The 14,923-nt window shown below is 56.1% G+C and carries 12 protein-coding genes and 1 pseudogene; all 13 read right to left on the reverse strand.

Translation table 11 applies throughout. The annotated features are described in order from the left end of the window. Nucleotides 1–233 precede the first annotated feature (233 nt). Nucleotides 234–1,874 (reverse strand): fatty acid--CoA ligase, encoded by a 1,641-nt coding sequence (locus tag FH08_RS0110310; RefSeq protein ID WP_031358237.1) that lies wholly within the window; start codon nt 1,872–1,874, stop codon nt 234–236. Between the two features lie 210 nt (nt 1,875–2,084). Beyond that, entirely contained in the window at nt 2,085–2,861 is a 777-nt protein-coding gene (locus FH08_RS0110315) for an SDR family NAD(P)-dependent oxidoreductase (protein WP_031358238.1), read from the reverse strand. Continuing rightward, nucleotides 2,858–3,406 (reverse strand): annotated as a pseudogene (locus tag FH08_RS0110320) (acetyl-CoA C-acyltransferase); the annotation flags it as partial. The gene FH08_RS0110315 and the pseudogene FH08_RS0110320, both read right to left, overlap by 4 nt. Nucleotides 3,407–3,458: 52 nt before the next feature. Next, nucleotides 3,459–4,310, reverse strand: a complete 852-nt coding sequence (gene gloB / locus FH08_RS0110325) for a hydroxyacylglutathione hydrolase (protein WP_035565818.1) — start codon at nt 4,308–4,310, stop codon at nt 3,459–3,461. A 386-nt stretch (nt 4,311–4,696) separates the two neighbouring features. Continuing rightward, nucleotides 4,697–5,146, reverse strand: coding sequence for a cupin domain-containing protein (locus tag FH08_RS49405; RefSeq protein ID WP_051888087.1), 450 nt, complete (start codon nt 5,144–5,146; stop codon nt 4,697–4,699). Nucleotides 5,147–5,198: 52 nt separating this feature from the next. Further along, on the reverse strand, nt 5,199–5,666 hold the full coding sequence (gene gloA, locus FH08_RS0110335) for a lactoylglutathione lyase (protein WP_031358242.1): 468 nt from the start codon (nt 5,664–5,666) through the stop codon (nt 5,199–5,201). A gap of 644 nt (nt 5,667–6,310) precedes the next feature. Beyond that, nucleotides 6,311–7,792: an NADP-dependent succinate-semialdehyde dehydrogenase gene (gene gabD, locus FH08_RS0110345; RefSeq protein WP_031358244.1), complete on the reverse strand. Its 1,482-nt coding sequence runs from the start codon at nt 7,790–7,792 to the stop codon at nt 6,311–6,313. Nucleotides 7,793–7,845: 53 nt separating this feature from the next. Then, nucleotides 7,846–9,003 (reverse strand): iron-containing alcohol dehydrogenase, encoded by a 1,158-nt coding sequence (locus FH08_RS0110350; protein ID WP_031358245.1) that lies wholly within the window; start codon nt 9,001–9,003, stop codon nt 7,846–7,848. A gap of 41 nt (nt 9,004–9,044) precedes the next feature. Continuing rightward, a complete protein-coding gene (locus FH08_RS0110355; RefSeq protein WP_031358246.1) occupies nt 9,045–10,001 on the reverse strand; it encodes an alpha/beta hydrolase in 957 nt (318 codons plus the stop codon). 47 nt (nt 10,002–10,048) lie between these two features. Then, on the reverse strand, nt 10,049–11,530 hold the full coding sequence (locus tag FH08_RS0110360) for a flavin-containing monooxygenase (RefSeq protein ID WP_031358247.1): 1,482 nt from the start codon (nt 11,528–11,530) through the stop codon (nt 10,049–10,051). 139 nt (nt 11,531–11,669) lie between these two features. Then, complete coding sequence (locus FH08_RS0110365) at nt 11,670–12,473, reverse strand: SDR family NAD(P)-dependent oxidoreductase (protein WP_031358248.1); 804 nt, start codon at nt 12,471–12,473, stop codon at nt 11,670–11,672. A gap of 37 nt (nt 12,474–12,510) precedes the next feature. Next, nucleotides 12,511–13,326, reverse strand: coding sequence for an SDR family NAD(P)-dependent oxidoreductase (locus FH08_RS0110370; RefSeq protein ID WP_031358249.1), 816 nt, complete (start codon nt 13,324–13,326; stop codon nt 12,511–12,513). A gap of 494 nt (nt 13,327–13,820) precedes the next feature. After that, the gene (locus FH08_RS0110375) at nt 13,821–14,762 is read right to left on the reverse strand and encodes an aminotransferase class IV (protein ID WP_035565892.1); all 942 of its coding nucleotides are present in this window, start codon (nt 14,760–14,762) and stop codon (nt 13,821–13,823) included. Nucleotides 14,763–14,923 lie beyond the last annotated feature (161 nt).

The following is a 14,923-nucleotide window of genomic DNA, read 5'->3' on the forward strand; positions in this document are numbered from 1 at the left end:
ACCTACAACTCTAAATGCGCGCGCGGGCTATAAAGGAACAATGGAGACCACAGTAACGCAAACCACCAAGGGCGTGATTCAAGCGAAATCGCTGATCACCAGCGCCGAAATACGCAATATGTAAGCAGAAAAACAAAAGTACCCTCGACAACGCGGACACGAAGTGTTGCAAGTTCCGCCGGCCGTCCCTCCGCATATTCGCGCGCGTACGAGCGTGAATCGACCCTCACCGATCATCCACCATATTTCTGCCTCAGCAGCTTCTTGTTGATCTTCCCAACGCTTGTCCGTTCAATGGAGTCAACCAACAGGACGCGATCCGGAATACCCATCTTCGACAGCGTTCCATTCACGACGTACGATAAAAGATGCGACTTGATCAGCGATTCATCCGCCGACAGGCCCTCTCGCAACACGACGAGCGCGAGTGGGCGTTCGCCCCATAACGAATCTTTCACACCAACGACCGCTGCCTCGCGTACGGACGGATGTCGACAAATCAGATCTTCGATCATGAGTGACGACACCCACTCCCCACCGGTTTTGATCACGTCCTTTAAGCGGTCTTTGATTCTCAGGTACCCATCAGGATAAAGTACCCCGATATCCCTGGTATGCAAATAGCCGCCCGACCATAGCTCTTCCGACGCTGACGGTTCGTGTAGATAGCCCTGCGTCAACCATGGAGCACGAACAACGACTTCCCCCATCGTGATTCCATCGTGGGCAACCTCTTGCATCCCTTCGTCAACGACGCGAAGCTCAACGAGAGGAATCGGCAACCCGGTCCTTGTCCGTAGCTCAAGCTCCTGTGATCCAGCGCCAAGTGATGCACTTTTGACCTGAGACAGGGTGAGGAAGGGACACGTTTCTGACATGCCGTATCCCGCAAAGACGTCAATCCCGCGTGAAAGCGCGGCCTCGGCAAGCGCTTTAGGTAAAGCTGCGCCGCCGATAATGACTTTCCAGCGCGAAAAGTCTGCCGTACGCGCGCGGGGATGTCCCAAGACCATATCGAGAAGCGTCGGAACACCGTGGGAAAATGTAACCCCTTCGCGTTCAATTAGATCGATGAATATTTCGGGACTGTACCTGCCGGGATAGACTTGCTTCATCCCCAGCAGCGTTGCGACATAAGGAACACCCCACGCGTGAACGTGAAACATCGGCGTCATCGGCATATAAACGTCATCCCTATGGATGCGTCCCTGCTGGGCCGCGCTTGTAAAAGCCACGGCAACCGAAAGCGTGTGCAAAACCAGTTGTCGATGACTAAAAAAGACGCCTTTGGGTAGACCTGTTGTTCCTGTCGTATAAAAGGTCGTAGCGCGTGAGTTCTCGTCGAAATTCGGGAATTCGAAGGATGTCCCGCTTGCTTCGAGCAAAGCTTCGTACTCCAGGGAAAAACTATCCGGCAGCGACGGCTCCGGGCTATCCTGCAACAATATGAATTGCTTGACCGTGTTCAATTGATCCCGAATCTTGTTCAGGATGGGAAGAAAATCGCGGTGAACAATGACCACCGACGCGCCGGAATGTTGAATCGTATACGCGATCTGGTCCGGTGAAAGACGAACATTGGCGGTCATCATCACGGCACCCATCATGGGAACCGCAAAGTACATTTCGAGGTAGCGGTGGCTGTCCCAATCCATCACCACTACCGTATCACCCATCGCCACGCCTAAGTGGTGGAGCGCATTCGCGAGTCGCGAAATCCGTTCGTCAAATTGGCTATACGTGAAGCGTGCAAGGTCACGATAAACGATTTGCTGGTCGGGGCAACTAGCAAGTGACGAGCGCAACAGTTGCCTTACCAGCAGCGGATAGGCATACGCGGACGTGATCGGGTCGATCGATTGAGATGTGGACATTGCAAGTCTCCCGGCCAACGGCGATCACCCATGACTCTGAACGATAGTTGGCGCAGTAATTTGATTTTTTGGTAGTTTCGACACTGCTCTCGAACGGCAAGCTTGTCCGCCTCACTGCGCTGCTTTTCGAACACCAGTTTACTTGTGAGCTGCCGTAGTCTTTCGGAGACGATACGGTCTCGGTCTAGCGATAGACATCATCTTTAACGCTCACATCCAACTCAAAGTCTGACCACCATCAACAACGACGACAGCACCGGTCATATAGCTGCCCGCGTCTGATGCCAGGAGGAGCGTTGCGCCGTCCAATTGGTCCACTTCACCAATCTTGCGCATTGGGATACGTTGCAGGATATTCTCCTCTAGTCCATTTTCCTGAAAGGAAAGATGCATTTCCGTCCGGAAGTTTCCCGGGCAGAGTGAGTTCACCCGTACACCCTTGCGCGCAAGTTCCAGAGCCATCGTTTGTGTAAGCTGGATAAGAGCCGCCTTTGAAGCACCGTAGCTCGACAGATGACCGGCCGCACGCAGGCCAGAGGTTGACGCGATATTGATGATCGATCCGCTACCACATTCGACCATACTCTGGGCTGCTCTCTGTGCCAGCAAGAATGCTCCCTTTAGATTTGTGTCAAAAATTCTCTCGATATCCTCGAGCTTCTGGGACAAGAACCGCTCTGCATACAGAACGCCGGCGTTATTGATCAAGATGTCGATCGGTGCACCGATCTCCTCCTGCGCGCTTTGCCATGCCTGAGTGATGGATTGCGGCGATGTGACGTCCAGAGCTACGCCACACGCGCGATACCCGTCCACACGAAGACTTGCGACCTCGCTTTGCACCTTGTCAACACGTCGGGCCGCCAGCACCACTGCTGCGCCAGCCTGAGCCAACACCCGGGCAATGTGAAGTCCGATACCGCCGGAGGCGCCGCTGATAAATGCGGTCTTCCCCGTCAGACTGAACAACGATTGAATATCGTTCACAAGATCACCTCGAAGAGTCCCGCCGCGCCCATCCCACCACCGACGCACATGGTCACGACGACGTAGCGAACACCGCGCCTCCGACCTTCGATCAACGCATGTCCGACCAGGTGCGATCCCGTCATTCCGTAGGGATGCCCAATGGCCACTCCGCCGCCGTTGACGTTGAATTTCTGGGGATCGATCCGCAATGTGTCGCGGCAGTACAAGGCCTGGCAAGCGAACGCTTCATTCAGCTCCCAAAGACCGATGTCGTCGACCGACAGACCACTTTGTCGCAGCAGTTTGGGAACTGCCAGCACTGGACCAAGGCCCATTTCCTCAGGGGCGCAGCCCGCCACTGCGATCCCCCGATAAATGCCAAGAGGCTTCAGATTTCTGCTGGCCACAACTGAGTCTGCCATCAACACACATGCGGACGCCCCGTCCGAAAGCTGGCTGGAATTACCAGCGGTGATGGAGCCGCCCTCGACAACGGACTTAAGTTGACCAAGCGACGCCAGGTTTGTACCAGGCCGATTTCCCTCGTCTTGCGAGAATTCGACAATTGTTTTGCGAGGTTCATCTGGCGCCTGCGCATCGGGTAGTGATGTTTCTCTAACTGAGAAAATCAGGGAGCAACCGTTCCGCGAGTTCCCGATAGTCCCCTTGAAACAGGTCCTTCCAGGCGCGCAGCAGTATGAACGCGGCGAGCCGATGAGGTACTGGCACACCGAAGCGTTCGATAAGCACATTGTGAATTTCATCCTGTTGTGCGCGCAGGAATGGATTGACGGTCAACTCGTGGCCGATGGTCGTCGGTAGCGTCGGTCGGCCCGCCAGACGGAGCGCGGCCGCTTTCGCTTGCCAGCGTCTGATGTCCTCGTTACCGGGTTCGCATACGCGCGCGAACTCCAGATTGGAGAGTGTGTATTCGTGAGCGCAATGCAGGAGCGTGGACGGCGGCAAGGTAGCTAGCTCGTCTAGAGACCCGAGCATTTCTTCAGCCGAGCCTTCGAGCAGTCGGCCACAGCCGCTTGCGAATAGGGTGTCTCCGGCGAAAAGATGGCCTGGCTGCCCATCGACTCCACGTTGAAAAAAAACAATGTGACCATGCGTGTGCCCCGGCGTAGCGATGACCGTCGCACGAAAATCTGGTTCGCTGACTTCGACTTCGAACCGGTCGCCCACCGGGCAGGTGACGCACTCTATCGATTCCCGCGCAGGCCCATAAACTGGCGTGTCCTGTTGTCCGCACGTGCGCAGCAATGTCCGAACGCCGCCGACATGGTCGCTATGATGGTGCGTGAGCAGTACCGCCGTGACGACCAGATTTCGGGACTTGCAGAACCGCTCGACTGGCTCAGCCGTTCCAGGGTCAACGACAATCGCGGAGGCACCGTCCGTGACCACCCACGCGTAGTTATCCTCAAAGAACGGTACAGGGATATATTCGAGGCTTTTTGCCATGTTGCTTGTCGGCTAGATCGATGAAGTTTTATACACCGGGCGCAGCGCCATGGCTCGGACCTGCCAGAAGAGGGTGGAAAAAGGCGCTGCACCCGGCCCGGGACGCGGAATGTAATAATCGTGCATCGGCGACTGTCGGCTCTCCCCTTTGCTCAACCCCGGCCCAAGCTGGACATGTCGCCCTCCGCCCAATCTTCGCTAAAACCGACCTCATAGCGTCATCGCCCCGTTCGCTTGACCGAAGGTAGTCGCGGGTGCACTACGCACTCCTACCTATGACCAAGCCAATCTCCGAGCAAGGCCCGAAGTCGACTGGGTTATTGGCGCCACCTCGCCCACAACTCCGTGTGAGATGTGTTTTAGCTAATGTTGTCGACTCATACACGCTACTCGCTGAGGTGAGGAACCGTCTTCGATTGACGAATAATTTCTTCCCAACTCTCGTACGCAACAATGCCATTATCGTCAAAGAAGAGGATAGCGCCCTCCATCATGAACAGATACTCCGTGTCCTCGAGCGCCGTCGTCGCACCGTGAATCATGCCATTTGGCTCGTAGACATAGTCACCGGCCTCCAGCGTCGCATCACGCACTTGTAGCTTCCCCTTGATTATCCAAGTGTGCGACGCTCCAATGTGCTTGTGCGGGGGTGCCTGGAACCCCTTCAACCAGCGATACAATAACGCGATTCTTCCCGATTCGTGACCTGCCCACAGTACTTTCGTGAAGGAACGTTCAGGATCATTCGGATCAGGATACCAACCCTTAGTATCACTATGTTTTACCAAAGTGTCCATCAATGCGGGGTTAAGCGGGGTAATATCTTGGAGGGCCATGGCTATTTCCTTATTCCCAGTGAAAACGACTGTGTGCAGGCTTGGTCGCTCCTCACGACACAACGCGTGTAAACGACTCCTTGTCAATGATTTCGACCCAGTAGCCATCAGGGTCTGCCACAAAGGCAATACCTTTCATGGATCCATCGTTCGGCCGCTTCACGAACGAAACATCCTTCTCAACAAGCTGATCACAAAATGCATTGACGTCAGGTACAGAAAAGCAGATATGCCCGAACCCGCGGGGATCCGCATTGCCGTTGTGATAGCCCGAAAAGTTAGAATCGGCTTCGGTTCCCCAATTGTGGGTCAGTTCTAGAAGCCCCTTCTGTTTTGGAATCCATTCCAAACTGCTAAAGTCTTCCTCGCAGTCCGAAGGAGCCAGAAAATATAGCGAGAACTTCCCCTGCGGAAAATCAAACTGACGCACCATCTTCATACGAAAGTGCTCTTGGTAGAACCGTACAGAACTTTGCGGATCACGAACCCGCAACATCGTGTGGTTAAGAACAATACTCATAACGAAATTCCATACGAATTAAGAAATCATATGATTGAGATCGAGGCAACGCCACCTTCGCTTCTGAATCAAGTCCGCGCATCCGATCGAGAAACGTTTGCTCGCAAATAACTGGGCGCTGGCACAGGATCCCTATAAACCCACGCTTTGACTAGTGAAACCAACACCAATGCTAGTCATTAGTTGTCCCTATTTCACTAACTCGGCCTGCGGTGAGCAGAACGTCGTTTCCCGGATTTAACTTGCTCTTCGCCATACGTCGCACACTCATATGCCGTTGAGATGGCGACGTCAAATCCACCTGCCTTTGCTCTACCGGACTTATTATGTTCTATGGAGTAAGGTTAGCTTACACGCCAGCGCTGAATTGGAACATGTTTTAGCGGGACACGGCTTGGTCATCAGAGGCCATTCATCGAGAGCGTTCACGTTCTTAATAAGTAACCGACAGGATTTGCAATTGATCGCTCCGTACATCGAGCGCTTCGAGCAGATCAGCGCAGAGGAAGGCGCTGATGCAACCGACGACAGCCGTAGTGATAGGGGCGCCAATCACGCAGGCGCATATCGCGTCTCGTCCGGTGTGCCCGGTTATGGAAAGGGCCGGCAAACCGCGCCGGCCCCGATTCGATAATGGAAACTACTTACTGCACACCACCAATACAGAGGTACTTCAGTTCGAGGTAGTCATCAATGCCGTACTTCGAGCCTTCGCGGCCCAAGCCGCTTTCTTTCACACCACCAAATGGCGCTACTTCTGTTGAAATAAGACCCTCGTTGATGCCCACGATTCCATACTCGAGCGCTTCGGCGACTTTCCAGACGCGCGCAATATCCCGGCTATAGAAGTAGGACGCGAGGCCAAATTCGGTATCGTTGGCCATCGTGATAGCCTCTTCGTCCGTCGAAAACCGGAAGACAGGGGCGACTGGGCCAAACGTCTCTTCGCGGAAGATGAGCATGTCCGGCGTCGTGCCGGAAAGGATGGTTGGCTCGTAAAAGTTCTCGCCGGCAGCATGTTTCTTGCCACCGAGCACAACCCTTGCGCCCTTCGCGACGGCGTCCGCGACGTGTTGCTCGACTTTCGCGACCGCCTTGCTGTCAATCAACGGCCCGATAAGCGTTCCGTTTTCCAGTCCATTACCGACCTTTAATTTCAACACCTCTCGGGAAAGCTTCTCCACAAATTCGTCGTAGACGCCGTCTTGCACCAGCAGACGATTGGCGCAGACACAGGTTTGGCCTGCGTTGCGATACTTGGAAGCAATCGCACCCTTCACAGCCGCATCAAGGTCTGCATCGTCAAATACGATAAAAGGAGCGTTACCACCAAGTTCCATCGACGCTTTCTTCACGGTGGTCGCGCATTGCGCCAGTAACACTTTGCCGACTTCGGTCGAGCCGGTAAAGGACAGCTTGCGTACCGTGGGATTGCTCGAGAGTTCCCCGCCGATGGCGCCGGACGCACCCGTTACGCAGGCGATGACACCCTTCGGCATGCCGGCGCGTTCGGCCAGCACACACAGTGCGAGCGCCGAGAACGGCGTCTGACTGGCGGGTTTCAGGACCATCGTGCAACCAGCGGCGAGCGCCGGACCAATCTTGCGCGTCAGCATCGCTGCCGGGAAGTTCCACGGTGTGATTGCTGCGCACACGCCGATCGGTTGCTTCAAGACGATGATTCGCTTGTCGCGGGCGTGACCCGGGATGGTGTCGCCGTAGACACGCTTGCCTTCTTCCGCGAACCACTCAAGAAACGATGCTGCGTAGCCGATTTCGCCCCGGCTCTCAGCGAGCGGCTTGCCCTGCTCGGCGGTCATGATGAGAGCGAGATCGTCTTGATTCTCGAGCATCAGTTCGTACCAACGCCGCAGAATGGCAGCGCGCTCCTTGCTCGTTTTTGCACGCCACTCAGGCAATGCCTTCTCGCATGCTTCGATGGCGCGACGCGTTTCATCGGCCCCCATCTTCGGTACGGTGCCCAACACTTCACCGGTGGCAGGATTCGTGACTTCAATGACCCGGCCGTTGTCGGCACCGACCCACACACCATTGATGAAGCAGGAATTTTTGACAAGGCTCTCATCCTTCAGAGCGACTGACGCAGCAAACCGTGTATTTGACATGATGATTCAACCTGAAATGGAGTCGTGTGAGACGATGGTCTTGCACAAAGCCTTTAAAACGCTGCCTGATAGATTGCCAGCGCGTCCCGTTCAGTCACCTCGCGGGGATTGTTGACCAGCAGGCGCGTCTGCTTCATCGCATCGGATGCCAGTGTTGCGAGCGTGTCCTCCGGGATACCGACGTCGCGAAGACGCTGCGGCACACCCAATTCGCGGCTTAATGCCTGCAGTTGCTCAATCAACAAGGACGCGCGCTCTGCCGCAGGAGCACGGGACAACTCAGGAAAGAGCTCGCAGGCCAGTTCCGCATATAAGCCGTCAGCGTGGCTCACATTGAAGCGCATAACGTGTGGAAGGACGAGCGCGTTCGACAGACCATGCGGCACGTGATAGCGCGCACCGACCGGATACGCGAGCGCATGCACCGCAGCCACCGGAGAATTCGCGAACGCCTGCCCCGCCAGGCAGGAACCGAGCAACATTGCGTTGCGGGCCGCTGCATTCCTGCCGTCAAACACCGCCGTACGAATGTTCGCTCCGAGCAATCTCAACGCTTGGATGGCCAGCGTCTTCGAGATGGGATTGTTGTTTGCAGATGCCGACGTGATGGCTTCGATTGCATGCACGATTGCGTCGATGCCAGTCGCCGCGGTCACTGCTGCTGGAAGGCCAAGAGTCAGGTCGCCATCGAGAATGGCGATATCCGGGAGAAGAAGCGGAGAGACTATTCCCTTCTTCTCGGATTCGCCCGTTGTAACGATGGCAATGGGCGTTACCTCTGAACCCGTGCCCGCGGTCGTCGGAATGAGCGCCAACGGCAACCTTGGGCCTTCTGCAACGCGCACACCGTACGCGTCGCTGAGCAGGCCCTTGTTGCCGGCAAGCAGAGCCGCGACCTTCGCAACGTCCATAGGTGATCCACCGCCGACGCCGAGCACGCCGGTCACTCGCGTCTCCCTCGCCATCTCGACCGCGCCAAGGATGTTTGCCTCAGGCGGATCCGCGACAACGTCGTCGTAAACCCAGACTTCGATTCCAGCGGCGCGGAGGTTCTCTTCAAACGGGGCAAGCAGTCCTGCTTTACGCAGACCCGCATCCGTGACGATGAGAACTCGTTGCCCAAGCGTCGGCGCGACGATTGCCGCAACGTCCTTACTGATACCGGAGCCACAGCGGATTGATGGGGTAGTTTCAAACGAAAACGGCTTCATGCGTACCTCTTGAAATTTCGTATACGGCCAGTGCGCCAGTGCTAGACGTCAACCGCGTTAAATTTTTGTCGCGCGTAGGCTGCCGCCCAATCGAGTACGGTTCTCGCGGCGTTGATACGAAGACCGAGCGTGAGAAAGCCGTGAATCTGGTCTGCAAGATAGAGATGGTTGACACGCACTCCAGCGTCCTGCAATCGGTGCGCGTATGCCGCGCCTTCCTCACACAACGGGTCGAAACCCGATGTGACAATCAACGTGTCGGGTGAGCCGGTCAAGTCCAGAGCATTCAACGGTGCGAGACGGACATCCTCTGCGCTCAGAGAGTGCTGCACATAGTGGTCGCGGAACCATCGCATGGTCACCGACGTGAAGGGCAACCCGGATGCAACGCGCGTATAGCCTGCGGATTCAACCGTGAGGTCGGTTACCGGATAGAACAACAGTTGCAGCTTCGGTCGGAGCTCTTGAGCGTAGTCACGTGCGGACAAAGCGACTAACGTCGCCAGAAAACCGCCTGCGCTGTCGCCAACAACACCTAAACGGGAAGAGTCGATGCCCAGTCCTTCAGCGTTCTGCGCAATCCACAGGTAGGAAGCGACTGCATCTTCACTAGCGGCTGGAAACGGATGTTCAGGCGCCAGACGGTAATCCACCGCCACAACGCGGCAGCCCGACGCACGAGCAAGTTCACGGCAGATCGAATCATGCGTGTCGAGAGAGCCGACGACCCAGCCACCACCGTGAAAGAACACGAGCCCTGGCGCGAGCGACCCTTCGGTGTCGTCGTTGATCCAGTATGAGCGGAGATTAAGCGGGCCGACTGACGTATGCGCGACCACGTCCGCTGTCGCTACGCGGGCGCTGTGCGGCAGCCCGTTCGTCTCGCACCCCAATGCGTATGCAGCTCGCGCTTCCAGCACGGGCAGTTGATGCAGAGGCGGCCGCTTCGCACGCTCGACCAAGTCCAGATAGGCTAGGACATCCCGGTCCAGGATCATGTGTCTCCTCTCTTTTGAGGTTCAAGGGCCTCGCCCCCTTCAATAAATTAGTTCTGGCGGGCAGTTTCAGAAAGGGACAGGATCATGAATTCGCCGCTTACAAAACGGCGAGTCTTATCATGATATTGATGCACCGTACCAGACCAGTTATTGATAACCTTCCCCTCGGCATTCTTGTACCAGCTATTGCAACCGCCCGACCATGCGGCGTCGTCCATTTCACCCTGCAGTTCTGCGTTGAAGCGCGACACTACGGTCGGCCGCACTTCCAACGCTTCGACGCCGAGTTCGTCCTGCGCGGCGAGAGCCTGAAGAACGTAGCTGAACTGCGCTTCAAGCATCGACAGAATCGAGTTATGACCCAGGTTGGTGTTGGGGCCATACATCACAAAGAAGTTCGGGAATCCGCTCACGCACATGCCAAGGTACGCGTATGCACCTTCCTTCCAGGTATCCCGGAGGCTGTGCCCTTCACGCCCGACGACCTCGACAGGTCCCTGGAACGACTGTGTCTCGAATCCAGTGCCATAGATGACGACGTCGACCGGATGCAATTCGCCATCGGCAGTGACAATGCCTTCTGACTCGATGCGAGAGACACCCGACGTGACCAGCGATACGTTCTCGCGGACGATAGCGGGGAAGTAGTCGTCGGAGCGCAGAATTCGCTTGCAACCAAGCGGATAGTCGGGTGTGAGTTTTTTACGCAATTCAGGGTTCGGTACCTGATTTTGCAAATGCTCCATCGCGACACGCTCGAGCTCCTCAGCCTCGGCGCTGCCTTGCTTCATGCGCAGGAAGGTCGTCTCTCGCCATTCGAACAGCTCCTCGCGGTGCGTCGCGAAAAAGTTCGGGATTGTGCAGTAATCCTCGATTTCCTTCTCCGTGTACGGACGGTCCATTCGGGGAACCACCCAGTTTGGACTGCGCTGGAATACATCGAGGTGCCCAACAATGGGGGCGATTTCCGGGATGTACTGAACGGCGCTCGCGGCGTTGCCGATGCTCGCAACACGTTTGCCGCTCAGGTCGATGTCATGCCTCCAGCGGGCCGAGTGGAACTGGACACCCTTGAACGCGTCCTGTCCTTCGATGACTGGAGTTTGCGGACGGTTAAGCTGTCCCCATGCAGCAACGAAATTGCGAGCCGTCAGCACGCTGCCATCGGCAAGCGAAACATTCCACAGCAGCGCCTCTTCATCCCACTTTACCGACGTGACCCTCGCTCCCAACCGGATATATGGGTGGAGGCCGTTATCGTCGACGATGCGCTTCATGTACGCCAGAATCTCCGGCTGGCGCGCGTACACACGGCTCACCGTCGGGTGCAGCGCGAACGAAAAGCAGTACAGGTGCGACTCTGTATCACAACCGGAGCCCGGGTAGGTATTGTCGCGCCACGTACCGCCGATATCATCGGCCTGCTCAAGAATTGCGAAATTCCGCTTGCCTGCTTCCAGCAACTTGACACCAAGTCCAATTCCGCTAAAACCCGCACCCAAAATGATGACATCGAGGTGGCTCTTCATACAACATCTCCAGTCTTGGCCCTTGAACTGCGATTCGAGAAACCCGCGCGCAAGGAAAACGCCGCGCGCTTCAGCTACGATTTGTGTAAAAAATAGCCCTGGCCGTTGCTGCAACCAAGACATAGCTTTCGTGTCTCGACTATTCGTCTTCCACTGAGTAGCGGCATAGCGTCTCCCCGCCGTCGACCGGAATCAGCGCGCCGTGGATATAAGCTGATTCATCACTGGCGAGGAACACCGCCAGATTCGAGATGTCATCGACTTCGCCCCAACGTTTCAACGGGATAGACTCCGCAAACGCTTTCATGTAGTCGGCGTCGTCAAAGTGCCCTCGCGTCATCGACGTCTTCGCGTAAGTCGGGCAGATGCCGTTCGCGCGAATGCCGTCTCGGCCATATTCGATGGCAACGCACTTCGTCAAGCTCGATACAGCACCCTTTGAGATGTTGTAAACCGATTGCTTTGGATGGCCACCTAGCCCCGCAGTCGAAACGATGTTGACGATAGTGCCGCCGCCCTTGCCGAGGAAAACCTTGATTGCTTCCTGGCAACCGAACCAGGTGCCCTTCAGATTGACGTCCCAGCAAGCATCGAGGTCCTCCTCATCGAACTCATGAACGAGCTTTCCAGACCGATAAATGCCCGCGTTGTTCACGATGACATCAAGAGTGCCGAACCGGCGGACGGCGATGCCCACCAGATCGGCCACCTGCTGCTGACTGGTGACATCGCACGTCGTGAAGAATGCAGTACCCCCGCTCTTTTCAATCTCTTCGACAGTCGTCGCTGACGCCGTATCTTCAAAACCGCCGTGATTCCGACCTTCGTGCAGGTCCGCAACGACGACCTTCGCGCCTTCTTTTGCATAGTGGACGGCGATTGCGCGGCCAATGCCGGAGCTTGCCCCGGTGACGATTGCCACTTTGTCTTTAAGTCGATTCACATCTGCTCCTAATTCGTCGAAATATTTGAGCGGCTTATTAACGAGCGACGAATCCGCCGTCGAGCGTGAGCATTGAGCCCGTCATCCATTCCGCGTCATCCGATGCAAGGAACAATGCGGCCTTTGCCACATCGTCGACCCTTCCCAAGCGTGGCCACGGCGTAAGACCATGCAGCCATTTGCTGGTCGCTTCGTCTTCGAGCGCTGAACGCACCATGGAGGTCGCGAGGAAACCAGGGCAAATCGCGTTCACATTGATTCGTTGTTCAGCGAAGTCAACAGCGATTTCCTTCGTCAGGCCGACGACCGCCGCCTTCGATGCGCAATATGCGGGCTCTTTAGCAAGACCTACAAGACCAGCCATCGACGCCATGTTGACGATACGACCCCGAACTTGCCCTCCATTCGCCATGGTGACTGGCTCCTGTTTCATAAACTGCTCGATGGCGTACTTGCAGCCCAACCATACGCCTTTGACATTGACCGCCATCGTGGTGTCGAAATCCTCTTCACGCTCTTCGACGACAGTGGCGAAATCAAACGCCACGCCAGCGTTGTTGACCATCACATCCAGCCGGCCAAACCTCTCAACGGATGCCGCAACCAGCGCCCGCACTTCATTCGATTTGGTGACGTTACAAGGAACAAAGTGCGCCGCGCCGCCACCCTGCGCGATTAGGTCATCCGTATCGATGTTGAGGTCGGATTCGTAGCCGTCCGCGTTCGCAGACTTACGGATATCGGAGCACACTATCAAAGCGCCTTCCTTCGCGAGCGCAAGGGCGATAGCGCGACCGATTCCGGAGCTGGCGCCGGTAACCACGGCGACGCGGTTTTGTAATTTCAAAGTCATTCGTGAAAGCTCCTGCCAGGAGTTATTAGGGGCGGGGCGACATCAGTCTTACGCTGCAACCGCTCGCGAATTTGAGGTCACGTAACCGCGTCAAATCTTGAGAGATGTTATGTATTAAAGAGGTAGAAACACAGGTTTTAGAGGGCCAAATTCCCGGGTGAATGGCCGACTGTCAAAGAATTAACCCAATGCAACTGAACTGCTTGAGCCGCGGATGCGCGGCGTCAGAAACGTACGGACGGTTGAGCAGACTACTGGCGCCCATCACCATCGACTCGCAGGCTGCCGCTCGCACATCGCAGCGGTCGGAAGCGTCGGGGAAATGCTGACACGCAGGCCATCGGGACCAACAGATATGCAACGGCTCGACACGCGCACAAACATCTCGCGGCTCGCACCCCCTCGTACTTTTTGCGCAGATATGGATTTAGCGCGACTGTCGCTGCGCCCCGTTTACATCGGGCCGTAACTGGATCGACTAGCCAGCGACGTCATCATTTGCCGTAGTCAACCTTGGTCCCCAGCCAACCATCCCAGCGTTTGGACCAGTACAGGTTATGCAACTTCGTGGTCAAGGCGCCAGGCCCGCGTTCTCCTCCGAGAATGATTCCGTCCACGCTATTGACTGGCATGATTCCGCCAGCGGTCGACGTGATAAACGCCTCGTCAGCATCGCGCAACTCATCAGCGGTAACCGGCTTGACGTGAATAGGAATGTCCAGTTCCTTCGCAAGCTCGAGCGTCGTTTTACGGGTAACGCCCTCAAGGCAGCCAGCGTCCGGCGTGAACAATTCGCCATTCTTGATGAAAAAGACGTTCACACCCGGCCCCTCGGTCAGGTTGCCCCGCGCGTCGCACAATACCGTCCACTCGTACCCTTGCTCTCCCGCTTCGAAGAGCGAGAGCTTCAAATCCATCCAATGGAAGTTCTTTGCGGTGGGGTCTACCGAGGCCGGCGGAATGCGGGTGTAACGTTTGCTGACCAGCATGTCCAGACCTCGCACGCGTTGTTCGTCGCTTGCGATGAAACGATATGGAATGGCGAACGCGTAAAAACGATTGACGTAGTTGTTCGGGTCGGTTCGCCCAGCAGGCGTCGGCCCACGCGTTACTGCCCACCAGACGTAAGCTTCACGCGTACCAGCGAGCTTCACCAGCTTGTTTAGAATCTCGGTTGTTTCATTCTTGTCATATGGACTGCGCAGGTAGAACTTTCTGCAAGCACTCTCAAAACGTTGGAGATGGTCCTCCAGCCGAAAAAAGAAGCCCTTACTAACGCTGACAACGTCATATGCCGCGTCCGCCTGCATGAAACCACCATCGGTAATTGGCACGCTTGCGTCGTCAATCGAACAAAAGGTGCCGTTGACGTGCGCGCTCCCATGATCGAACTCAGGGGCGTAATCAAGCCGCGAATGTGACGGGTCCGTCAGCATGACGTTTGCGGCGCACGTGATGTTCATATTTAACCTTCCCTCGTCACAGTTCAACGGCGTTGCGAAAGCCCCGGCAGTAATATTGCAAAGGGCGATGCGTTAGACGATAGGTCACAATCGTCTGATTTACCGAAGATTATCCGGCACATATGGCTTTTACC

The sequence above is a fragment of the Caballeronia sordidicola genome (assembly GCF_000729995.1).
Classification (GTDB): Bacteria; Pseudomonadota; Gammaproteobacteria; order Burkholderiales; family Burkholderiaceae; genus Caballeronia; species Caballeronia sordidicola_A.

Excerpts from the sequence above, each read along its gene's own strand:
- FH08_RS0110375 (WP_035565892.1), bottom strand. The coding sequence starts at position 14,762 with ATGCTGACGGACCCGTCACATTCGCGGCTTGATTACGCCCCTGAGTTC.
- FH08_RS0110310 (WP_031358237.1), bottom strand. The coding sequence starts at position 1,874 with ATGTCCACATCTCAATCGATCGACCCGATCACGTCCGCGTATGCCTAT.
- FH08_RS0110370 (WP_031358249.1), bottom strand. The coding sequence starts at position 13,326 with ATGACTTTGAAATTACAAAACCGCGTCGCCGTGGTTACCGGCGCCAGC.
- FH08_RS0110360 (WP_031358247.1), bottom strand. The coding sequence starts at position 11,530 with ATGAAGAGCCACCTCGATGTCATCATTTTGGGTGCGGGTTTTAGCGGA.
- FH08_RS0110350 (WP_031358245.1), bottom strand. The coding sequence starts at position 9,003 with ATGAAGCCGTTTTCGTTTGAAACTACCCCATCAATCCGCTGTGGCTCC.
- FH08_RS0110355 (WP_031358246.1), bottom strand. The coding sequence starts at position 10,001 with ATGATCCTGGACCGGGATGTCCTAGCCTATCTGGACTTGGTCGAGCGT.
- gloA (WP_031358242.1), bottom strand. The coding sequence starts at position 5,666 with ATGAGTATTGTTCTTAACCACACGATGTTGCGGGTTCGTGATCCGCAA.
- FH08_RS49405 (WP_051888087.1), bottom strand. The coding sequence starts at position 5,146 with ATGGCCCTCCAAGATATTACCCCGCTTAACCCCGCATTGATGGACACT.
- gloB (WP_035565818.1), bottom strand. The coding sequence starts at position 4,310 with ATGGCAAAAAGCCTCGAATATATCCCTGTACCGTTCTTTGAGGATAAC.
- gabD (WP_031358244.1), bottom strand. The coding sequence starts at position 7,792 with ATGTCAAATACACGGTTTGCTGCGTCAGTCGCTCTGAAGGATGAGAGC.